Consider the following 22762-nt stretch of genomic DNA (forward strand, 5'->3'; position numbering starts at 1 on the left):
ATCTCCTCGTCGAGCACGTTCAGGACACCGAGTGCGCGGCGACGGCCAGACACTCAGCCCTGCGGCTGCCACAGCCAGCACTCCTCCCGCCCCGGGACGGAAGCGTCACGACTCAGACCATCTCCTCGTCAAGCAAATCCAGGACACCGAGTCCGCAGCAACAGCCAGCCACCCAGCCCCGCGGCTGCCACAGCCAGCACACCTCCCACCCCGAGACAGAAGCTCCACGACTCAACGCCTCTCCACATCAAACAAGCTTCAAGACACCGAGTGCGCCGCAGCCGTGGCCGCGTGCAGGTCCGGCCAGCGCGCGGGACCGGCTAGGCCCAGGTGGTACAGGTGCAGTTCGGTCGCGCCGGCCTTGGCCAACTCGAGCACGTACGCCTCGATGTCCGGCACCGCGCTGGCCGCGACCGCGGTGATGTAGCTGCCGATCGCGACCCGTTCCGGCAAGGCCTCCCGGGCGGCTGCAACCGCGTCGACGCTGCCCTGGCCGGGTGCCCAGTTCTGCAGCACGACGGTCTCGGCGTCGTCGGCGGCTGTCGGCGTCAGGCCGGGGAGCGCGCCGGTGACCCACGGGTCGAGAGCGCCGTGCAGCACGATCCGCGTGCCCGGCTCAAGCACGGCCAGAACTGCGGCGCGCAGCGCATCGGTCGACTGTTGCCGCCCAGACAGAAGCGTTTCCTTCAACTCAGCCGGAAGTCTATCCTCGACCACCGACAAATCCGCGGTAGCGATCAGCCGCTGAACCTCAGCGCGCAAGGTTTCCCGGACATCAGACGGGTCGAGGCCGGTCCAGCCCTCCGCGCAGGCGTCGCAGCAGCAGATCGACAGCAGCCGCGCGGTGGCCGGAGCCCATACGCCGTCGGTCTTTTCGTGCTGGTGCTGGTGTACGCCGCCAAGCGGGCCGCATGCTTCCAGCAATACCGACGAAAGCTTCAACCCCGCAACGGATTCAGCGGTCAGCGTCGCCGCGTACTCGCGGACGGCGGGCTGTGCCGGGCACAAAGCCCACGGGTACGTCTCGCCGAAGCAGTTGCGCACGGCGTATTGCGGGAATTCGGTGCCCAGCTGCGAGTTATGCGTGAGCACAATCCACGCGGCGGCCGGGATTCCGGCATCGTTGAGCCGCCGGACCGCATCGCCGCCGCTGTCTTCCGAAGAGACCCAGTCCGGCGTGGCGGGGACGAGATCCGACCAGGCTTCCGCGCGCACCGGCCGGTAGAGCGCGGCCGTCCGCGCGACCACTGAAGTCTGCTCGGTCGACCACGGCGTCGCGGCCCGGGCGCTGTGGTAGGCCAGGGCCACCGCGACTTCGTCCACGCCGAGGTCCTGCACCCGCTCGGCGAACGCCGTCTCGCCGAGCACGTCCCACGGATACGCGTATCCGGTCACCTTCACCGGTTCACCACCTCGCCGTGTTCGGCTCGAAGCCGGGCGTGTACTTGCGCATGTACGTCACATCGTCCCGTTTGGTCAGTCCACATCGGACATAGTCCTCGTGCGCCCTGGCGAGCGCGTCCTGGTCCAGCGTGATCCCGAGTCCGGGCCGGTCCGGCACCGCCACCGCTCCGTCGGCGAAATCCAGCACGCCCGGTTCGATCACGTCGGCAGTCTTCCACGGCCAGTGCGTGTCGCAGGCATACGTCAGGTGCGGGGTCGCCGCCGCGACGTGCACCATCGCGGCGAGGCTGATGCCGAGGTGGCTGTTGGAGTGCATGGACAGCCCGACGCCGAAGCTCTCGCAGGCCACCGACAGCGCCTGGGTGTCGCGCATCCCGCCCCAGAAGTGGTGGTCGGACAGCAGAACGCCGATCGCGCGCGCCCGGAACGCGGGCTCCAGGTCGCCGAAGTTCACCACGCACATGTTGGTGGCCAACGGCATGCTCGCCTCGCGCGCAACCTCAGCCATGCCCTCGATACCTGGCGTCGGGTCTTCGAGATATTCCAGCACGCCGTCGAGTTCGGTGGCCACGCGGACACTCGTCGAGGGCGTCCACGCCGCGTTCGGGTCGATGCGCAGCGGATGCCCGGGGAACGCCGAAGCGAGCGCGCGGATGCCCTCGATCTCCCGCTCTGGAGCGAAAACCCCGCCCTTGAGCTTGATCGAGCGGAACCCGTACTCGTCGACCATTCGCCGAGCCGAGCCGACCAGCGCTTCGGGGGTGAGGATGTCGCCCCAGCTGTCCTCATCCGCGCCAATGTGCGCGCCGTACTTGTAGAACAGGTACGCGGAGAAGTCGACGGCGTCACGAGCCTTGCCGCCGAGCAGGTCGACGACGGGACGGCCGAGGTACTGTCCTTGCGCGTCCAGGCAGGCGACCTCGAACAGCGAGTACACGCTGGCGATCGTCTTGCGGATGGAGAACCCGCCGATCAGGCCGTGCTCGTCGGTCAGCACCGTGCCGGCCAGCGCCCGCGCGATGATCCGCTTCAGGCCCGGCAGGTCGAAGATGTCGTGTCCGGCCAGTTCCGGCAGCACCTTGCGCACCTCGCCGAGGAACGCCTCGTCGCCGTACGATTCGCCGAGGCCGACCACGCCGTCGTCGCACACCACCTGCACGACGCTGCGCAACGCGAACGGCTCGTGCACGCCCATCACGTTGAGCAGCGGCGCGTCCGCGAAGGCAACCGGGGTCAGCACCACGTCCCGGATCTTCATCAGAGGCCTTTCAGCACGGCGAAACCGTTCTCGACAACCTTGCCCAGCCGGTCGATCTGCTCGGCGGTCGGCTCGATCAGCGGCGGCCGGACGGTGCCGACCTTGTCGCCGCGCAGCCGGGCCGCGGCCTTCACCAGCGACACCGCGAAGCCGGGCGTCTCGTCGCGCAACGCCACCAGCGGCAGGTAGAACCCGGCGAGCAGCGCGTCCATCGTCGCGTTGTCTTCCTCCGCGAGCGCGCGGTGGAAGCGGTGCGCGATCTCCGGCGCGAAACAGTGCACCGCCGAGGAGTAGCGCGCGACGCCAGCCGCCGCGTACGCCTTCGCCGACACCTCGGCGGTCGGCAAACCGTTGAAGAACAAGAAGTCCGCGGAACGCTGCGTGCCGAGCGCGCGGATCGTGGTGACGATCCGGGTCATCGCTTCGACGTCGCCGTATCCGTCCTTGATCCCGACCACCGACGGGAGGTCCAGCAGTTTCGCCGCGGCCGGCGCGGTGAAAACCCCGGTGCTGCGGTGGTAGACGATCACCGGCACCGAGGTGTCGCCGACCGCGTAACGCACGTAGTCGACCAGACCCTCCTGCGGCCCGGTGACCAGGTACGGCGGAAGCAGCAGCACGCCGTCGGCGTTCCCCGCCTGCGCCGCCGCGACGCCCGCGCGCGCCGTGGCCGCGCCGCCGCCGGCGCCGACCCACACCGGCACTCGCCCACCAGCGACCTCGCGCGCCTTGGCCAGCAGCGCGGCGACCTCGTCGACCGACAGCGAGCTGAACTCCCCGGTGCCGCACGCGACGAACAGCGCGCCCGCACCGGCGGCGATGTGGCTCTCCACGTTCTCCGCGAACCCGTCGAGGTTGAGCTCGAGGTCTTCGGTGAAGGGGGTCAGCGGGAACGCCAGCAAGCCGTCCAGCTCGATTGCGGTCTGTGCCATCAGTTTCTGCTCCAATGTTCACATTCTTGAATGGAGTCTGTTATCGTGACTATGTTCACCCACAAGAACGCTGTTCGGGACGCTAATATGGCCGGACTCACAAGTCAACGGCCCGGTTGGAGGACGCGCATGGCGCAGAAGACAGACCCCGCCACCGCTCCCGCGGAGTCCGCGGGCGTGAAGTCGGCGCGGCGCGCCATCGACCTGATCGAGACGTTCGCCGCGAACGACGTGTGGCTGTCGCTGTCTGATCTCCATGCGCGCACCGGGTTCCCTCGCTCCAGTCTGCACGGACTCCTGCGAACTCTGCTGGACGCGGGCTGGCTGGAGGCCGACGCGAACTCCGCGCGCTACCGGCTCGGCGTGCGCGCGCTGATCTGCGGCACCGCTTACCTCGACCGCGACGCGATCGTCCCCTACGCCACCGAAGCGTTGGAGCGCATCCGCGAGAAGACCGGCTTCACCGCGCATTTCGCGCGCCGCAACCGGACCGAGGTCGTCTACCTGGAGACGCGCGAGTCCCAGCACTCCACGCACCTGATCTCGCGCGTCGGCCGCACCCTGCCCACGCACGCGACCGCGCTAGGCAAGGCCTTGCTCGCCGAACTGACCCACGAAGAGGTCGAGGCGCTCATGCCCGAGGAGCTGGTCGCGCTCACCCCGAACACCATCACCACGCTCGACGCGCTGCACGCCGACCTCGCGCGCACCCGGGAACGCGGGTACGCCGCCGAGATCGAAGAGGGCACTCTCGGCGTGCGCTGCGTGGCCGCGGTGATCCCGTACCGCATTCCCGGCACCGATGCGATGAGCTGCTCGATGCCGCTGGGCAAGGTCACCGACGCCGACGTCGAGCGCGTCGGCGAACTGCTGGCCGAGACCACCGCCGAGCTCGGCCAGCAGCTGCGCCGCGCCGGAATCCGCTGACCGCCGCCACCCGTGCCCCTCGTGAGTGTTCACGCCGGTTAGCACCGGCATAGGCACTCACGAGGCTTTCGTGAGAGGAAATCCATGCCAGACCAGCGTGTGCTGATCACCGGATCGGCCGGCGTCGTCGGCACCCTGATGCGGCCGCGGCTACGCCGTGACGGCCGGGTGCTGCGGCTGCTCGACCTCGCCGAGCAGCCCGCCGCCGAGGACGGCGAAGCGGTGGAGATCGTGACCGGCTCGGTCACCGACCCCGAAGCGATGGCCGCGGCCTGCGCCGGCGCGGACGCCTTGATTCACCTGGGCGGGCTCAGCCGCGAAGCGTCGTGGGACGCCACCCTCGACGTCAACATCAACGGCACGCACACCGTCCTCGAAGCCGCCCGCGAAGCCGGGATCCGCCGGGTCGTGCTCGCGTCGAGCAACCACGCCGTCGGATTCCGCCGCAACGCCGACGCAGGCGAGAGCGGGCTGCCCGCCGACTCCAGCACCCGGCCGGACACTTATTACGGCGTAAGCAAAGCCGCCATCGAAGCGCTGGGCAGCCTGTACGCGTCGCGGTTCGACATGGACGTCATTGTCATCCGCATCGGCTCGTGCTTCGAGACCCCGCTGCCGCTCGGCATCCGCGGGCTGACCAGCTGGTTGTCGCCGGACGACGGGGCGCGGCTGTTCGAGGCGTGCTTGAGCGCGCCGTCGCCGGGCTACCGGATGATCTGGGGCGTCTCGGACAACACCCGCCGCGTCTACTCGCTCGCCGAGGCCGAGGCGCTGGGCTACAAGTCCCACGACAACGCCGAGGTCTACGCCGACCAGCTGGCGGACAAGCCCGCGCCGACCGGGGCGGCCGCCGAGTACATCGGCGGGCCGTTCTGCACCGCGCCGCTGGGCGTGTTCAACCCGCTCTGAGAGGTACCCTCGCCCACGGGGACCCTCGAAGAGGAGGACGCCGTGGGCGAGCTCGGGCGTGGCGACACGAACGGCATCCTTTCCCTGCCGTGGATCCGCCCGGAACGCACCAGCGCGGGTCTCGGCTGGGACCGGATCTACCTGTCCAAACAGCGCGAACGGCCGTACCGCGCGGAGTTCGGGCCCGCCCGCACGCACCAGCTGATCCTGCATCTCGCCGGTCCGGTCACCGTTCGCCGCGGCGTCGGGTCGCCCGGCGAGCGCAGCCGGAGGATCCCTGCGGGCGGGCTCTTTCTCCAGCCGTCGCGCCAGGAACTCTCGGTGGAGCTTGGCGGCGAGCTGGACACGGTGCACGTGTACCTGCCGGATTCGGCGGTGCAGGAGGCCGCCGGCTCGGACGCTCCGGTCCGGCTGGCCGACGAGCTCGGCAGCGTTGATCCTCTGTTGGAGCAGCTAGTCCTCGCGCTCGACAGCGTCGTACGGGAGTGGGAACCGGGCGCTCGCGCGTACGCGGATCAGCTCGGCGCGCTCGTGGCCGCACAGCTCGCGCGGCAGCACCGGTCTGGGCGAAGCGCTCCTGCGGCGACGCGGTCGGTCGAGGCACTGACGGACCGGCAGTTCGCCCAGGTGCGCGAGCTGATGGACGAACGACTGGCCGAACCGCTCGGGCTGGCCGAGCTGGCCGCGGCGGCGGGATTGAGCGTCAGCCGGTTCGCCCGCCGGTTCAAGGCGCGCACCGGGCTGCCGCCGCATCGGTACCTGTTGCGGCTGCGCGTCGATCAGGCCGGGTTGCTGCTGCGGACCGGCACCGAACCGATCGCCGACATCGCCGTGCGCTGCGGTTTCTCCCACCAGGAACACCTCACCCGGGTCCTGCGCGCCCACCTGGGCACCACACCCGCCGCGCTTCGCCGGGACGGCTGACGCGCGCGTTTCGTGCAGCCCGCTCAGCACGTCTGTGCAGGCGCCAGGTCCTCGCCACCCGGATACTCGACGTACCCGCGTGGAAGGACCGTCGATGTTCACCTACACCGCCAACCCGGCCCGGGTCGTGTTCGGCAGCGGCACGCTCGCCGTCGTCCCCGACGAGGTGCAGCGGCTCGATGCCAGCCGGGTGCTGCTGGTGGCCGGAAAGTCCGCCGCCAAGGCGGCCGACCAGACCGCCGACGCACTCGGCCCGCTGCTCGCCGCCCGCTTCGGCGAGCCCACCATGCACACCCCGGTCGAGGTCACCGAACGCGCGCTCGCGCTGGTCGCCGAACACTCCGTGGATTGCGTGGTCGCGATCGGCGGCGGGTCGGCGACCGGGCTGGCCAAGGCGCTCGCGCTGCGCACCGACATCCCGCAGGTCATCGTGCCGACCACCTACGCCGGGTCCGAGATGACGCCGGTGGTCGGCCAGACCGAGCACGGCCGCAAGACCACCCAGTCGTCGCCGAAGGTGCTGCCCGAGGTGGTCGTCTACGACGTCGACCTCACGCTCGGCCTGCCCGTGCCGACCTCGCTGACCAGCGGCGTCAACGCGATGGCGCACGCGGTCGAGGCGCTCTACTCGGCGCAGGCGAACCCGATCGTCGACCAGTTCGCGCTGGAGGCGATCCGGTTGCTCGCCGCCGCGCTGCCGCGGATCGCCGCCGATCCGTCCGATGTGGACGCTCGGACGGACGCGTTGCGCGCCGCGTGGCTGGCCGGTTCGTGCCTCGGCTCGGTCGGGATGGGTTTGCACCACAAGCTGTGCCACACGCTCGGCGGCAGTTTCGGGTTGCCGCACGCCGAAACGCACACCATCGTCCTTCCGCACGCCATGGCGTACAACGCGCCGAACGCTGTCGACGCCATGCGGCGAATCGCCGAAGCGCTCGGTGCCCCGGACGCGCCGACGGCGGTGTTCGACCTGATCGACAGCCTGCCGGTGCCGCATTCGCTGGCCGAAATCGGTCTGGCCGAAGGAGATCTCGCCAAGGCCGCCGAGTTGGCCACCGCCGCGCCGTACCCGAATCCGCGCGAGCTCACCCGGGACGGCATCGAAGACCTGCTGCGACACGCCTGGTCCGGCACCCGCCCGACCCCTGCTGAAGGCACGCCGCCGGATCTGCGCGGGCTCACCCAGGAGGTCGTGGACAGTTTCGCCAGCACACCCGACCCTCGGTTGCGCGAACTGCTGTCCGAACTGGTCCGCACGCTGCATTCCTACGTCGTGCGCACCGATCTCACTCAGGAGGAGTGGGAGTACGCGATTAGCTTCCTGACCCGCACCGGGCAGATCAGCTCGGACACGCGGCAGGAATTCATTCTGCTCTCGGACACCCTCGGCGTTTCGAGCGTGGTCGACGTGCTCACGAATTCGCGCACGCCGGACACCACGCCGTCGGCGGTGCTAGGCCCGTTCTACGTCGAAGGCCCGCCGGAAACCGAGCAGGGCGCGGATCTCGCCGAAGGACTTCCCGGTACTCCACTGTGGACCGATGTCCGGGTGACCGAGCCGGACGGAACCCCGGTGCCGGACGCCGTCGTGGACGTCTGGCAGTCCAATGAGGACGGTTTCTACGACGTCCAGCTGCCCGACCTGGACGGCCCGGTGCTGCGCGCCCGCTTCCGCACCGACGCCGAAGGCAGGCTGCGGTTCTGGACGATCGTGCCGTCGGCGTATCCGATCCCGGACGACGGACCGGTCGGCCAGATGCTCACCGCCGTCGAGCGGCATCCGTTCCGCGCGCCGCACATGCACCTCATGATCGCCAAACCCGGCTACCGCACGCTCGTGACCCAGCTGTTCGTCCGCGGCGGCGACTACCTCGATTCGGACACTGTGTTCGGTGTGAAGGACGGCCTGATCGTCGACTTCGCCGAGCAGACCGGCCCCGCGCCGGACGGGCGCGAACCCTGGCGCCGTCTCGACTTCACCTTCCGCATCTCCCCGGGGAACCAGCAATGACCAGTTATGACACCGATGTCCTCGTGGTCGGCAGCGGCCCGGCGGGCGGTTCCGCCGCACTGCTGCTCGCGACCTACGGCGTGCGCACCGTTCTCGCGACCAAGTACGGCTGGACCGCGCATACTCCCCGCGCGCACATCACCAACCAGCGGACGATGGAGGTCCTGCGAGACCTCGGCATCGAAGACCAGGCGCTCGCGCAAGGCACTCCCCCGGAACTCATGGGCGACACCGTGCTGTGCACGTCGCTCGCCGGAGAAGAGATCGGCCGGATCGCCAGCTGGGGCACCGCCGACCGTTCCGCGACCGAGTACACGTCGGCGAGCCCGTGCCACATGATCGACCTGCCGCAGACCTATCTGGAACCGATCCTGGTCACGAACGCCGCCGCTCGCGGGGCGAAACTGCGCCTGGACACGGAATTCCTCGAGTTCACCCAAGACTCCGACGGCGTGACCGCGCGCTTGCGGGACCGGGTTCGCGGCGACGAGTTCACCCTCCGCGCCCGCTACCTGATCGGCGCGGACGGCGCCCGCAGCCGCGTCGCCGAGCAGGCCGGGCTGCCGATCGACGGCCAGTCCGGCAAGGCCGGCAGCATGAACATCACCTTCACCGCGGATCTTTCCGCATACGTCGCACACCGGCCGAGCGTGCTGTACTGGGTGATGCGGCCGGGCGCGCACCTCGGCGGCATCGGGATGGGTTTGGTGCGGATGGTGCGGCCGTGGAACGAATGGCTGCTGACCTGGGGTTACGACATCGCGCAGCCACCGCCCGAAGTGGACAGTGCGGAGGCGACGCGGATCGTCCGGGACCTCGTCGGAGATCCGGACCTGCCGGTGGAGATCACCTCGACGTCACTGTGGACGGTCAACCACAGCTATGCCACGCAGTACTCGTCCGGCCGCGTTTTCTGCGCGGGCGACGCGGTGCACCGGCATCCGCCGTCCAACGGGCTCGGGTCCAATACGTCGGTGCAGGACGCGTACAACCTGGCGTGGAAACTCGCGATGGTCGTCCGCGGCGATGCGGGCGAAGGACTTCTCGACAGCTACAGCGCCGAGCGAGCGCCGGTCGGCAAGCAGATCGTGGACCGGGCGAACCTCAGCCGGGATCAGTTCGGGCCGATTTTCGCCGCGCTCGGCGTTGACGGCGACACCGATTCGGACGCCATCACCGCGGGTCTCGCCGCTTGCACCGCGGCGACCGAGGACGGAGCGTTGCGGCGAAAGCGGTTGCAGGCAGCCATCGAGCTGAAGAACTACGAATTCAACGCGCACGGTGTGGAGATGGATCAGCGGTACGTCTCGGACGCAGTGCTCCCGGATGGCGCCGAGATCGAGCCGGTACGGGATCCTGAGTTGTACCACCGGCCCACGACCGCTCCGGGCGCGAAACTGCCGCACGTCTGGCTCGTCGGCTCCGACGGTCGCCGAGTGTCCACATTGGATCTAGTCGGCCGCGGGCGGTGGACTGTCCTCACTGGACTCACCGGTGGCGCCTGGCGTGACGCCGCCGCGAAAGCCGGGGCGGACCTCGGTCTGGACCTGAGGGTCGTGACCGTCGGCGCGCCCGAGGCCCGCGATTCCTACGGAGACTGGGCGCGGATCAGCGGTATCGAGGAAGACGGCTGCCTCCTGATCCGGCCGGACGGCTACGTCGCCTGGCGCCAACCCGCTGCTGGGAACGGGCTGGCGGAGGCGCTCCGCAGTCTCCTCGACCGCTAGTTCACGGCATCCCCCACGGATCGCTCGCCCCGCCCGGCGCGACCGGCCGGATCGTGAAGTCCGGCCGGTCGCCGCGGCGGTACACATACGCGTCCTGACCGCGGCCAAGGTCAATCTGGACGTCCCCATTGGACAACCGCCGCCAGCGTCGCGGACGGCCATAAGCGTCCGTCACGGTCAGCTCGCCATCGATTCCTGGCCGCAGGACACAAGGTGCGCCAGCCTCGCTGTGCACCTTCAGCCAGCGAGTCTTCCCGCCGGAGCGGGAAGCGCTGAGCAGGAACGCGCCTTCGGTACGGAAGTCGCGCAGCACGATGTCACCCCACGCGTCCGGGACCGCCGGGAACAGCCGGATCACGCCGCCCCAGCTCTGCACCAGCATGTCCTGCATGGATTTCGCCGCCGACAACGGCGTTTCGATGACCGGACCGGATTCCTTGTACATCGTGTTCGGCTGGATATAACGCTTTTGCAGTTCGCCGAGGTAATACGCGGCCTTCTCGCCACGAAGCATCTGCGCGGAGATCGACGCCGCGCCGGTGAAGGTGTATCCCTGCAACGCTCCCTCGAAGCCGACCCAGTGATCGAGCGAGGTTTCGATGATCTTGCGATGCTCCGGCTGTTCCCAGGTGATCTCGTAAAGCGGGTAGATCTGCAGCAGATGCGAGTAATGCCGGTGCGATTTGGCGAACGGGACGCCCGCGCCGATCATGTAGCCGTTCTCGTCGGCTGGATAGTCGGTGAGCGTGGCGAGCACCTGCTGCCACTTCCCGGCCAGCGGATCGGCGATACGCAATTCGCGCGCGGTGTCCAGCAACGTCTTGCAGCCCCAACGGATCAGGGCGAGGTCGTAGTTGGTGTCCGGCGCGTTCACGCCGTACTCGGGCGAGAAGGTCGCCGGGAGATGCAGCCGCCCGTCCGGGCCTGGGGCGAGGAAATGCAGGTAGTAGTTGATTGCCTTGCGCAGCAACGGGAACAGAGTGTCGCGCAGCAGCTGGCGGTCCATGGTGTGCCGATAGGTCAGCCAGACGTTGTGCAGTGCCCAGGTGAGGTTGCCGACCTCGGGCGTCGGGGTGTCCTGGCCGGGAATGCCGACCGGGTAGCCGCTGGTCGAGTCGGCGAGGCCGTTGAGCAGCGTCATGTCGGTGGTGCGCGGGATGCCCGCGGAATCGGCCTGGTACGGCTTCGCGACCTGGCTGGTCAGGCGGTCCCGGTATTTGCCGAGCGCGTAGCTGACCGCGTCGAGTTCGAGGTGATTGGAACCCTGGATGAGCCAGTACTCCAGTTGCACGTTGAGGTTCCACCACGTCGCGGGCCACGGCGTGTTTTCCAGCCACGGGCCGGAAGTCGCCATCACCGGCGCTTCCCGGCGAGCCGCCGACGCGACTTTGTACAGCTGGATCCAGTAGAAACTCTGCAGCCGAGTGTCCGGAATGGACAGGAAGCTGCGCCGGTAGTAATCGTGCCACCAACGGCGGTGGTCCCAGGTCAACACGTCCAGCGCACTCGCGCGCCGCACCGTGTGCAACGCCCGGGCCGCCGAGGTCTTCTCCGGATGCGACCACGCGACCGAGGTGTACAACGTCCGCGCGCTGCCCCGCGTCACCTCACGCCAAGCCGTCACGTGTTCACCGCCCGCCAGCAGCGGCTGTACCGCAAGACGCGCGTCGCCTGCCTGCTGCAACTGGACGGGCGGATTCTCCGCGTATCCGTCTGGCGGCGGCTTCTTCCACACCGGATCAGCTCGCGGGCTGATCGCCTTCGCCGGATGGAACACCCACTGGAACCCGCGTTCGCCCTCCGACGGCCGCACCTCCACTGCCAGCAGCGACTGTCCGGTGTGGACGATCGCGCGCAACTCCAGGCTGCCCGCCGCGGTCGTGATAGTGCCGGTCAGTTCGGCGTTCCAGACGTCAAGCCGCCAGTCGAGGCCGGTAATCGCACCGACCGGTTCGAGGGTGAAGTACCCGATCGGCAGCCGCGCCAGGCCAAACAGCGACCCGAACTGCGGCCGATGGTCCTGCACCTGACTGTGCTGGACGTTGAAGCGGACCGCGTTGCGACCGGGTTCGGCGTAGATGCCGGAGCCGAGGAAACCGTTGCCCAGAAACGGTCCTTCGTACCAGGTCTTCGGCATCCGCCGCCAGCGAAGGTCGGCGGTCGCCAGGAAACCCGCCCAGTCGACGCTGTCGCCGCTCATCTCCGCCGAACTGGCCGGGGACAGCCCGACCGCTCCGGCGGCGATCCCCGCGAGGGCTCCGCCGAGCACTGTCCGGCGCGAGATGTCCATGTCCGCCAACCTCCTCGTTTCTAGTCAGGCAAACCCCAGGCCGGAACAGCGCCCAGCGAAGGAACGTCACGCGCCCCGAAGTCCGGCCGGGTACCGCGCGGGGTAACGGTGACCGTGCCGCCCCGCCGCAACTCCACCGTGATCCGTCGTGGCCCCACTGCTCGCCACGACAACCGCCGCCCCCACTGATCACGCACGTCAATCTCGCCGTCGATACCGTGGTCCAGCACCAACGGAGCACCCGCTTCGCTGCGCACCCGCACGAACTCCGTCGCTCCCCGCCGACGCGACGCGTCCACCAGGAACGCGCCCTCGGTGCGCAGCCCGGCGATCGACGCGTCCGGCCACTTCGCCGACACCGACGGGAACGCCTTCACCACTCCCCCGGAACCCTGCAGCACCATGTCCACAACGGACTGTGCGGCGGTGATTGGGCTTTCGATCGCGAAGTTCGAGCCCTCGCGGTACATCGTGTTCGCGGTCAGTTCGGTGTCCGCGACGATGTTCCGGCCGAGGAAGAACTTCAGGTACCGCAACGCTTCCTCGGGCTGGTCCATCACCGAGTTCATCGACGACGCGGCCGCGTAGCTGTAGCCGTGCCAGGCCGATTGGTCCGCCGACCAATGCCGGAAGGTGCGCGTCATGATGTCCCGGTCGGCGGGACGCTCCCAGTTCCGTTCCCGCAGCGGGTACAGCCAGAGCAGATGCGAGAAGTGCCGGTGCGAATCGGCCAGCCGGACACCTTCGCCGATCAGCACCCCGTCGGCCGGATCCTCTTGGTACGGAACGAGTTTCGTCGCGATCTCCTGCCACATCGGCACCCGCGAGTCGGTCAGCCGCAGAATCCGCGCGGAGTCCACCAGTGTCGTCGCGGCCCAGCGGATCAACGACAGGTCATAGGTGCAGTCGGACGCGTCGGCGTACTCCGGCGATCGCGTGAGCGGCAGGTGCAGGAGCCCGTCGGGTCCGGTGAACAGGAAGTGCCGGTAGAAGTTGAGCGCCTTCGCGAGCGTCGGGTACAGCACGTCGCGCAGCACCGACTGGTCGAGGTGATGCCGGTACGCGAGCCAGACATTGTGCAAGCCCCACAACAGGTTCCCGGTCTGGTCCGTTTTGGACGTCGTCCCCGGAACCCCGACCGTCCGGACGCCGCCGGGCCGCAGTCGCCAGTCCCCCGGATGCGAAAGCGCGTACGTGTCTCCGTCCCGATAGGCCGGCGGTACGGACACCTCCAGATTCGCGTGATCGCGGCGGAATGTCTCGGTCACCGCGTCCAGCTCCGGATGGTTCGTGCTGTTCACGATCGGATAGGTGACCTGGACGTTCAGGTTCCACCACACCGCCGTCCAGCTGTTGCCGACCTCCGGGAACCACGGCCCCCATTCGGCGGTGACCGGGCCGTCCTTGCGGGTCGCCGAGGCGATCTTGTAGAGCTGGATCCAGTAGAACCGCTGGACCTGCTTGTCCGGCACAGAAACGAAACTGCGCTGATGGAAGCTGTTCCACCAGCGGCGATGCCAGGCGAGCAGCAAATCCGGGTCCGTCGCGAGCGTCCGCCCGACCAGCGACACGGCGTCGCGGGTGTGTGTGGAACGCGGGAAGGAATACGCGACCGTCGCCGCGAACAACCGCTTCGTGCCGACTCGCTTCTCCCGCCACGCCGTCGTATATCCGCCACCAGCGGTCAGGGGCTGCGCGCAGTACCCGTTGGCCTGCTCGGGTTCGGGGTTCGCGGTGTACTCCGGCGGCTTGCGCACCGTGCGGGTGGTCGCCGACACCAGCGGTGCGAAACCCCAGGTCGCCCCGGATTCGCCCGCGCTCGGATCGAGCGAGACGAGCAGCACGCCGAGATCGTTGTGCACCACCGCGGAAAACGCGACCTGCCCGCGCGTGGTGGTGATGGTGCCGCCGAGTTCGGCGTTGTACAGGTCAAGCGTCCAGTCGACGCCGGTGATCGCTCCGGCGAAGGTGAGCGTGATCGCGCCGATCGGCAGCCGCGACAGCCCGATACCCGCTTCCCATTGGTTGCGCTGGTCCTGGACCTGGGTGTGGCTGAGCATGAACTTCAGCACCTGCGGCGTTTGCCCGGCGTAGGCCTGCACGCCGAGGTAACCGTTGGCCAGGAACGGCGCTTCCTGCCAGTTCTTCGGCAACCGCCGCCAGCGCATCCGGGCATCCATGGCGACGTCCCGGTGCGGACTGCTGCGCTGCGCGGCCAACCCGGGTGGCGCACCCTGCGCCCACAGCCCGCCGAAGGCCGCCGCTCCGGCGGCGATGGACACGGATCGAAGCACCGTCCGCCGCGACACCCCGACCATGACGTCCTCCGGATTCATATTACGTTTCGCCCTCGCTGGCGCGAGGTGAGCGGAATATATCCAGACAGAGCAGGCGAAAGCCAGGGTTGTTCACCCGGAAAGCCGCACAGACATCCGATGACTGGGATCCGACGGGTGCGCGTTCAGCTACGTGAAAACTCCAGCACTGTCCACGCCGCGTTTCCCCGGTACGCATGGGCCAGTTTCGCCTTGTGCCAAACGGTCAGGCGCTGCCCGGCCTGTCGCTGGCCGGGCAGCGCCTCGCCGCTGGTCGCGACCAGTGCCGCGGAGTCCGGATCACCGGGCACGATGGAGTACGCGGTACCGCAGATGCGTGACACCGCGGCCTTCGAGCCGCCGCACGGGCTCCAGTTCGACGCGGTCGAGCCCGGTCGGCTCGAACAGCCGCCGTCCCCCGCCCAGCAGCACCGGGACGAGGTGCAATTCCAGTTCGTCGAGCTGGCCCGCGGCCAGCAGAGCCTGTGCCGCACCCGCGCCGTGGACCAGCACGGCCCGGTCCCCCGCCTTGTCCCTGGCCTCGTCCGCACACGCGTCGACATCGGTGTAGAACTTCGCGCTGCCCGGCGGCTCGTCAGCCGGGTCGGCGCGGTGGGTGAGCACGTGGATCGGGACGCCGTCGTGATGGTCGCCGTGCCATCGCTTGGCCAGCTCGAACGTGCGGCGTCCGGACACCACGGCGCCGGTCGCCGAGGCCTCCGCGTACACCTGCCCGTTAACCCCCTCGGACATCCGGTCGTCGAGCCAGTCGAACAGCCGCCCGCCGTCGCGGCCGAGTTCCTGGCCCGGCCGGTCGTCCGGCCCGGCGATGTACCCGTCGACCGACATGGACATGTACAGCCGCAGCGGCGTCCTGCTCATTCTCCCGCCCCTTTCTCCGGGCAGTCGGCGGCGGTCATGCCGTCGGGGTGGCCTGCTGGCCATTGGACGAGTTCGATCCGGCGGCCGTCCGGGTCGGCGACGAACGCCGTCTTCATGCCCCGGCCGTGGTCCCGCACCGGGCCGACCGGCTCGATCAGGCGGCCGGCCAGCACGTCGAGCGTGTCAGCCATCGACTCGACCCGCACGACAAGGTGGCTCACGTCGGTGCCGTGTTCGACCGGGTCGCCGTCGTGCACCAGCTCGACGGCGACGAACTCGTCGCCGGGGAGCTTGAGCATGGTCAGCTGCCCGATCGGCGTCTCGGGCACCGTGCCGACCACCTCGTAGCCGATCGCCGCGTAGAACTCCAGCGACCGAGGGAGATCGGTCACCCGCAGTCCGATGTGCAATGTCCTCATTCCGGTGCCTCCTTCGCGTGGGCATCCCTCTTGCCCATGCGTCGATCGCGCGACACCGGATTCGACAACCGGGTGGGAAATCAGGAACGGGCCTGCTGTTCAGACCCGTGGAGATCAACGCCCGCGATACGCTGGAGGCGCCGCCGATCGGAGGGGTTCGATGCGCGTTCTGCTCACGACCCAGCCCGGGCACGGGCATTTCGATCCGATGGTCCCCTACGCCGCGGCGTTCCGCCGGGCCGGGCACGAGGTGCGGGTCGCGAGCAGCGTGGCGTTCGCCGATGCGGTCGAGGCCGCCGGGTTCGGTTTCACCGCTGTCGGCGAGAACTTCACCTGGGAGAAGGTGGACGCGACCTTCCCCGAATTCGTCGAGTTCGCCCGCCGGGGCCAAGGTTTGGAGTACGCGAACGAAGTCAGCTGGACGCGCTGGAATCCGGCCGCGGCCCGCGATCTGCTGGCGTCGTTCGAGACGTGGCGGCCGGACGTGCTGATCCGCGAGTTCGCGGAGAACGGGGCCACGCTCGCCGGCCAGGTCGCGGGCATTCCGGTGATTTGCGCGTCGTGGTCGGCTTTGCCCGCCGATGCTCGAAGCTGGGGAACGGTGATCGACTGGCCGCGGACGCTCGACCGCTACCGGACGGCGGCGAAGTCCTTCGGCCTCGAAATCGACGACGCCGAGACAGTGTGGAAGCAGCAGCTGACGCTTACCGGACTGCCCCCGTCGTGGTTCGCCGGAGCCGAGAAGGACACGACTCTGCGGCACTTCCGCCTGCCGTTGGCCAATCAGCCGGACGGGCCGGGTCCGGCGTGGCTGGACGCGCTCGGCCGCGACCGTCCGCTCGTCTACGCGACGCTCGGGACAGTCTTCAACCGCAGCCGCAAGCCACGTCAGGCGGTGATCGACGGGCTAGCCGGGCTCGACGCGGATGTTCTGCTGACGGTCGGCAACACCGTCGACCCGGACACGGTCGGCCCGGTCCCGCCCACGATGCGCGTCGAACGTTTCGTGCCCCAGGCCTACGCCTTGGCCAAAGCGTCGCTCGTGGTGAGCCACGCCGGTCTGGGCACAATGCTCGGCGCGATCTACCGGGGCGTACCGATGGTGTCTCTCGTCCTCGGCGCGGAACATCCCCTCAACGCCGCGAGCGCTGCAGCGGCCGGGCTGACAATCCCCCTCAGCGGGGACGACATCAACGCCGATCAAGTTGCCGCCGCGGCGCTGCAGGCGTTGCACGATCCCGCGCGCCGGGCCGCGTCCGAAGCCGTCCGGCAGGAGTTCGAGCGTATGGAAGCCGTCGACGGCGTCGTCCCGCTCGCCGAAAGTTACGCGCGGTCTCAGAGCGGCGGCAGCTCCACCCGCTCCAGCCAAGCAGCGAAAAACTCCCGCAACGACCGCCCCGCATAGGACTCCGCCAGCGAGACGAACTCCTCCGTCGTCACCGCGGCATGCCGGTTCTCCACCGCCCATGCCTTCACCAGCGCGAAAAACGCCGGATCGCCGATCTCCCCGCGCAGCGCGTGCAGCGTCAGCCCGCCGCGCTTGTACACCCGCTCGTCGAACATCCGCGCCACACCGGGATCACCGATCGTCACGTCCGCAGGCTTAGCCCGCACCCGCGCATACCACGCCCGGGCCAACGCCTCCGCCGATTCGCCGCCGGACCGTTCCGACCACAGCCACTCGGTGTAGGTCGCGAAGCCCTCGTTGAGCCAAATGTGTTGCCAGTCCGCGACAGTCAGGCTGTTGCCGAACCACTGGTGCGCCAGTTCGTGCACCACGAGCCGCTCGTGGGTGCGCTTGCCGTCCACATGGTTGGCCCCGAAGATCGCCATTCCCTGCGCCTCGATCGGGTCGTCGAGGTCGTCGTCCGTCACGACCACCACGTACTCGCCGAACGGGTACGGCCCGAACCAGTCCTCCAGAGCCTCCATCATCCGGCCCTGGCGGCCGAAGTCGCGCGCGAACGCCCGCCGCAGCCTCGGCGGCACCGCAGCCCGCTGCACGACGCCGCCCGGGCGGTCTGCGGTGAGCTCCGGAACCCAGGCGCCGTCGGACAATTCGAGGTCCTCGTAGCGGCCGATCTGGACGCTCATCAGGTACGTCGAGGTCGGCTCCGGCCGTTCGAACACCCACTTCGTGGTGCTCGCCGACTGATACCGCGACACGAGATTCCCCGTCGCCGCAACAAGATACGGCGACGAGGTGGCCACCGCGATCCGGTAGCTGGCCTTGTCCGCCGGATGGTCATTGCACGGGAACCACGACGGCGCGCCCACCGGCTGGCTCGCCACCAGCGCGCCGTCGGTCAGCTCGTCCCAGCCGATGTCGCCCCACCGGCTGCCGACCGGCTTCGGGTTGCCCGCGTAGCGGATCTCCACCTCGAACTCGGTCCCGGCCGGGATCGACCGCGCCGGTTTGACCTGCAGCTTCAGCCCGCGCCGCACGTACTTCGCCGGTTTGCCCTCGACCAGCACGCGCGACACCCGGAACTCGCCGAAATCGAGCGTCAGCCGCGAAAGCGCCTGGGTGGCTTCACAGGTGAGCACCGCGGTGGCGGACAACCTGTTCGGACCAATGCGGTAGTCGAGATCGAGGTCGTAATGCCGGACCCGGTAGCCGCCGTTCCCGTGCGCGGGGAGGTACCCGTCGCCCGAGGTCTCCGCTCCGGGCGCGGCCGTTTTCCCGTTCACCCGCACCGAAACCCGCTTTCGCCCGTCGCCGTGATCTTCTCCAGGATGAGGCACCGGGACGGGGTCCGCAACGCTCGTGCCCTCACCGCCGCCAGGCCGAGATCGGATTGCCGAGCCAGCGGCTGTCGGCGGGCACCGCGTCGCCGCGCGTCACGAGCGAGCCCGGGCCCACCGTGGTGCGCGCGCCGATGCTCGCGCCCGGCAGCACGATCCCGTGCGGGCCGAGCGTCGCGCCCTCTTCGAGCGTCACCCGCGACATGGTCATGATCCGGTCGTGGAACAGGTGCGTCTGCACCACGCAGCCGCGGTTGATCGTCGCGCCGTCGCCGAGGGAGACCAGGTCGGACTCGGGCAGCCAGTAGGTGTCGAGCCACACGCCGCGGCCGATCTTGACGCCCATCGTGCGCAGCCACGCGGGCAGCAGCGGCGTGCCGCCGAGCGACCCGATCAGCCACGGCACCGCGAGCGCTTCGACGAACGTGTCGGCCAGCTCGTTGCGCCACACGAACGAACTCCACAGCGGATGGTCGATCTCGCGGAACTTCCCGACCAGCAGCCACTTCGCGGCGGTCGCGGTGAGCGCCGCGACGATCCCGGCGGCCAGCAGCACCGGCCCGGCCAGCAGCGCGGCGGCCCAGAAACCGCCCCAGGCCGCGAGAGCCAGCAGCGCGAACGCGACGCCGACGGTCAGCGCGACCGCGCACATCACCGGCAGGATCCGGCACAGCTCGACCAGCGCCCGCGCCGCCTTGAGGTGCAGCGGCGGCGTGTACGTGCGGCTGGTGTCGCTCTCCTCCACCGCGCGGCGCACCGGCAGCGGCGGCATGCCCAGGTACGACGAGCCCTTCTTCGCCTTCGCCGGCGTCGAGGACAGCACCCCGACCAGCCCGCGCTTCGGCACCGAACGGCCCGGCGCGGTCATCCCCGAGTTGCCGAGGAACGCCTGCTTGCCGATCCGCGCCGGGGCGGCGTGCAGCCAGCCGTGGCCCAGTTCGTAGGTGGCGACCATGGTGTCGTCGGCCAGGAACGCGCCACTGTCCACTTTGGTCATCTTCGGCAGCGCGAGGACGGTGGACGCCTCCACGTTGCGGCCGACCTTCGCGCCGAGCAGCCGCAGCCACACCGGCGTGAACAGACTGGCGTACAACGGGAACAGGCCTTCGCGGGCCATCCCCATCAGCCGCTCGGTCGCCCAGACCTGCCACGCGACGCGGCCGTGCACCGGGTGGTAGCCCTCGACCATGCCGACGCCCAGCGCGCGGACGCCGGCCAGCACGAGCAGCGCGTACGTCAGGAAGTAGGCGACCGTCGCGACCGGCACGAACAGCAGCGCCTGGCCCAGCGCGGCGCTCAAGCTTGAGGTGCCAGCGACCGCGTAACCGATCACCGCGACGCCGGGCAACGCGGCGATCCCGGGCAGCAGCCCGAGGAACACCGAGGTCGCGCCATACACCGAAGCCCAGAACCGCGAGCGCGGCGGACGGCTCGACGGCCACTTCAGCGCGTCCTTGACGTCCGAGCGCACCGCAGGCGAACCGGCCCAGCGCTGGCCGGCCGGAACCGCGCCGCGCACGGTCGAACCGGCGGCGATCTCCGCGCCCTTGCCGATCCGCGCGCCGGGGAACAGCGTGCTGCGCGCGCCGACCCGGGCCTCGGCCCCGATCCGCATCTTGCCGATGTGCACGACGTCGCCGTCGACCCAGTGGCCGGACAGATCGACCTCGGGCTCCACCGCCGCACCGCGGCCCAGCTTGAGGAAACCGGTGACCGGCGGCGGCGAGTGCAGGTCGACGTCCTTGCCGATGCGCGCGCCGAGTGCCTTCGCGTACGTCGTCATCCACGACGCGCCCGCGACGCTGTCCGCGCCGCTGAACTCAGCGAGCTTCTCGGCGGTCCACAGTCGCAAGTGGACACTGCCGCCGCGCGGGTACGTGCCGGGGCGCACCCCGGACAGCAGCACGCGCGCGCCGCCCGCGGCGATGGCGATCCGGCCCGCCGGGGTGAACAGCACGAGCCAGGCGAGCACCAGCCACGCCCAGTTCAGCGTCGGCGCCCAGGAAACGCCCAGCAGCGCCAGCACGTTCGAGCAGGCGGCGGCGAGCGTGGTCCAGCGCAGCCCGACGAGGCCCATCAGCGGGACCATCAGCAGCGACTGCACGAGCCCGGCGCGGCGCGGCGTCGGCGCGATCTCGCGGCGCTCGGTCTCCTCGCCGCTCAGCGCGTCCAGCTTCGCGGCCAGCGCGCCGAGCTTCGGGTTCTGGTAGATGTCGCTGACCGACACCTCGGGGTGGCGGGTGCGGATGCGCGCGATCAGCTGCGCCGCGGTGAGGCTGCCGCCGCCGTTGGTGAAGAAATCGGCGTTGGCGTTGCTCACCGACACGCCGAGGATTTCGCTCCAGCCTTCGGCGAGCCACGCCTCGGTCGGCGAAAGCCCGGCCGCGCTCGCGTCCACAGTGGACAGCGGCCACGGCAGCGCGTTGCGGTCTACCTTGCCGGACGTGCGGGTGGGCAGGTCCTCGATCGTCGCGAGCAGCGGCACCAGCGCGGCGGGCAGCTGCGCGCGCAGCCGGGTCGCGGCGTCGTCGGTGTCGAGGGTTTCGCCGTCCTCGGGGACGATGTAGCCGACCAGGACCTGGTTGCCCGCCTTGGTGCGGCGCACAGCCGCGGCCGCGCCGCGCACGCCGGGCAGCGCCTGCAGCGCCGCGTCGACCTCGCCCAGCTCGATCCGGCGGCCGCCGAGCTTGATCTGCTCGTCCATCCGGCCGAGGAACAGCAGGCCTTCCGGCTCCGCGCGGACCATGTCGCCGCTGCGGTAGGCGCGCTCCCAGCCCATCGACGGCAGCGGCGCGTACTTCTCCGCGTCCTTTTCCGCGTCGAGGTACCGGGCGAGCCCGACGCCGCCGATCACCAGCTCGCCGGTCTCGCCCATGGCGACCGGTTCGCCCTCCTCGTTCACCACGACGAGCTGCCAGCCGACCAGCGGCAGCCCGATCCGCACCGGGCCCTCGCCGGTCATCTGCGCGGCGCAGGCGACGACGGTCGCCTCAGTGGGGCCGTAGGTGTTCCACACTTCGCGGCCTTCGACGGCCACGCGCTCGGCCAGCTCCGGCGGGCAGGCTTCGCCGCCGAAGATGAGCAGGCGGACGTCTTCCAGCGCGTCCGCCGGCCACAGCGCGGCCAGCGTCGGGACCGTCGACACGACAGTGATGCCCTGCGCGACGAGCCACGGGCCCAGATCGACACCGGTGCGCACCAGCGCGCGCGGCGCGGGCACCAGGCAGGCGCCGTGCCGCCAGGCCAGCCACATCTCTTCGCAGGAGGCGTCGAACGCGACGCTCAGCCCGGCCAGCACCCGGTCGCCGGGGCCGATCGGCTCGTCGGTCAGGAAAAGCTGAGCTTCGGCGTCCACGAAAGCCGCCGCCGAGGCGTGCGTGACCGCCACGCCCTTCGGCTTGCCGGTGGAGCCGGAGGTGAAGATGATCCACGCGTCGTCGGCCGGACCGGGCTGGCCGGTGGCGCCGCTCGGGGTCCCGGCAGCGGTGATCTCGCCGTCGGTGGCGATCGCCGCGACGCCGGCCTCGCCGAACACCAGCTCAGCGCGCTCGTCGGGGTCGTCCGCGTCGACCGGCACGTAGGCCGCGCCGACCGACAGGGTCGCCAGGATCGCGACGTACAGCTCGGCGGTGCCGGACGAGATCCGGATGCCGACGCGGTCGCCGAGGCCGACGCCGTGTTCCCGCAGCTTGCGGGCGTACGCGTCGATCTCTTCCATCAGCCTGCGGTAGCTCAGCGGGCCGGTGCCGTCGTCGAGCGCGGCGGCGTTCGGGTGCTTCTCCGCGGTGGCGGTGAGGATGTCCAGGAGGGTGCGCTCGGCGGCCGGGGCGGCGGTCTCGAACAGAGCGGGCGAGAGCGCGGCCTCGACGGCGAGAGTCAGGGCTTCGGTGCTGCCGGAATCGGCGGTCAGCGTCACCGGGCCACCTCGGCGGCCGGGCGCGCTCCGGTATTCCGGAACGAACGGGACAGGGTCGAACTCTGGGCGCGCAAGCCCATCACTCACCTTTCGCGAGCGTCAT

The 22762-nt window shown here is 69.8% G+C and carries 16 protein-coding genes; 6 read left to right on the forward strand and 10 right to left on the reverse strand.

Annotated features, from left to right (window positions below):
* Window positions 1–258: 258 nt before the first annotated feature.
* From ACFXI3_RS14595 to ACFXI3_RS14605, 3 genes are read right to left on the reverse strand one after another with little or no spacing between them, the layout of a single operon-like run.
* The gene (locus tag ACFXI3_RS14595; RefSeq protein WP_378399872.1) at window positions 259–1401 is read right to left on the reverse strand and encodes a hypothetical protein; all 1143 of its coding nucleotides are present in this window, start codon (window positions 1399–1401) and stop codon (window positions 259–261) included.
* Between the two features lie 4 nt (window positions 1402–1405).
* Window positions 1406–2662, reverse strand: coding sequence for a glucarate dehydratase family protein (locus tag ACFXI3_RS14600; protein ID WP_378399873.1), 1257 nt, complete (start codon window positions 2660–2662; stop codon window positions 1406–1408).
* Window positions 2662–3594 carry a 5-dehydro-4-deoxyglucarate dehydratase gene (locus ACFXI3_RS14605; RefSeq protein WP_344277474.1) on the reverse strand — a complete coding sequence of 311 codons (933 nt, stop codon included), beginning with the start codon at window positions 3592–3594 and terminating at the stop codon, window positions 2662–2664. Before ACFXI3_RS14605 ends, ACFXI3_RS14600 begins: the two co-directional genes overlap by 1 nt.
* 129 nt (window positions 3595–3723) lie before the next feature.
* Here ACFXI3_RS14605 and ACFXI3_RS14610 point away from each other — a divergent pair, with 129 nt between their 5' ends.
* The 5 genes from ACFXI3_RS14610 to ACFXI3_RS14630 all read left to right on the forward strand — a co-directional run bounded on the left by ACFXI3_RS14610 (window position 3724) and on the right by ACFXI3_RS14630 (window position 10092).
* Window positions 3724–4521, forward strand: coding sequence for an IclR family transcriptional regulator (locus ACFXI3_RS14610; protein WP_116199354.1), 798 nt, complete (start codon window positions 3724–3726; stop codon window positions 4519–4521).
* Window positions 4522–4605: 84 nt separating this feature from the next.
* A complete protein-coding gene (locus ACFXI3_RS14615; RefSeq protein WP_378399874.1) occupies window positions 4606–5430 on the forward strand; it encodes an NAD-dependent epimerase/dehydratase family protein in 825 nt (274 codons plus the stop codon).
* Between the two features lie 42 nt (window positions 5431–5472).
* Complete coding sequence (locus ACFXI3_RS14620) at window positions 5473–6354, forward strand: helix-turn-helix domain-containing protein (RefSeq protein ID WP_378399875.1); 882 nt, start codon at window positions 5473–5475, stop codon at window positions 6352–6354.
* Between the two features lie 94 nt (window positions 6355–6448).
* The gene (locus tag ACFXI3_RS14625) at window positions 6449–8365 is read left to right on the forward strand and encodes a maleylacetate reductase and hydroxyquinol 1,2-dioxygenase domain-containing protein (RefSeq protein ID WP_378399876.1); all 1917 of its coding nucleotides are present in this window, start codon (window positions 6449–6451) and stop codon (window positions 8363–8365) included.
* The gene (locus ACFXI3_RS14630) at window positions 8362–10092 is read left to right on the forward strand and encodes an FAD-dependent oxidoreductase (RefSeq protein ID WP_378399877.1); all 1731 of its coding nucleotides are present in this window, start codon (window positions 8362–8364) and stop codon (window positions 10090–10092) included. The genes ACFXI3_RS14625 and ACFXI3_RS14630 overlap by 4 nt, the downstream gene beginning before the upstream one ends.
* A gap of 1 nt (window position 10093) precedes the next feature.
* Here ACFXI3_RS14630 and ACFXI3_RS14635 read toward each other — a convergent pair whose 3' ends face one another.
* From ACFXI3_RS14635 to ACFXI3_RS14655, 5 genes are all read right to left on the reverse strand, one after another.
* Window positions 10094–12382 (reverse strand): Tat pathway signal sequence domain protein, encoded by a 2289-nt coding sequence (locus ACFXI3_RS14635; RefSeq protein WP_378399878.1) that lies wholly within the window; start codon window positions 12380–12382, stop codon window positions 10094–10096.
* 20 nt (window positions 12383–12402) lie between these two features.
* Window positions 12403–14700, reverse strand: coding sequence for a hypothetical protein (locus ACFXI3_RS14640; protein WP_378399879.1), 2298 nt, complete (start codon window positions 14698–14700; stop codon window positions 12403–12405).
* 143 nt (window positions 14701–14843) lie between these two features.
* Entirely contained in the window at window positions 14844–15008 is a 165-nt protein-coding gene (locus ACFXI3_RS14645; RefSeq protein WP_378399909.1) for a hypothetical protein, read from the reverse strand.
* A complete protein-coding gene (locus tag ACFXI3_RS14650; protein WP_378399880.1) occupies window positions 14998–15579 on the reverse strand; it encodes a dihydrofolate reductase family protein in 582 nt (193 codons plus the stop codon). Before ACFXI3_RS14650 ends, ACFXI3_RS14645 begins: the two co-directional genes overlap by 11 nt.
* Entirely contained in the window at window positions 15576–15998 is a 423-nt protein-coding gene (locus ACFXI3_RS14655; protein ID WP_378399881.1) for a VOC family protein, read from the reverse strand. The genes ACFXI3_RS14650 and ACFXI3_RS14655 overlap by 4 nt, the downstream gene beginning before the upstream one ends.
* Window positions 15999–16158: 160 nt before the next feature.
* Between ACFXI3_RS14655 and ACFXI3_RS14660 the strand changes: the two genes are divergently transcribed.
* Window positions 16159–17403, forward strand: coding sequence for a glycosyltransferase (locus ACFXI3_RS14660; RefSeq protein ID WP_378399882.1), 1245 nt, complete (start codon window positions 16159–16161; stop codon window positions 17401–17403).
* Here ACFXI3_RS14660 and ACFXI3_RS14665 read toward each other — a convergent pair.
* Together ACFXI3_RS14665 and ACFXI3_RS14670 are read right to left on the reverse strand one after the other, a co-directional pair.
* Window positions 17334–18695 (reverse strand): M1 family metallopeptidase, encoded by a 1362-nt coding sequence (locus tag ACFXI3_RS14665; RefSeq protein ID WP_378399883.1) that lies wholly within the window; start codon window positions 18693–18695, stop codon window positions 17334–17336. The genes ACFXI3_RS14660 and ACFXI3_RS14665 overlap by 70 nt on opposite strands.
* Before the next feature lie 76 nt (window positions 18696–18771).
* Entirely contained in the window at window positions 18772–22659 is a 3888-nt protein-coding gene (locus ACFXI3_RS14670; protein WP_378399884.1) for a Pls/PosA family non-ribosomal peptide synthetase, read from the reverse strand.
* Between the last annotated feature and the right edge of the window lie 103 nt (window positions 22660–22762).

The sequence above is a fragment of the Amycolatopsis sp. NPDC059235 genome, from assembly GCF_042754125.1.
GTDB classification, from domain to species: Bacteria; Actinomycetota; Actinomycetes; order Mycobacteriales; family Pseudonocardiaceae; genus Amycolatopsis; species Amycolatopsis albidoflava.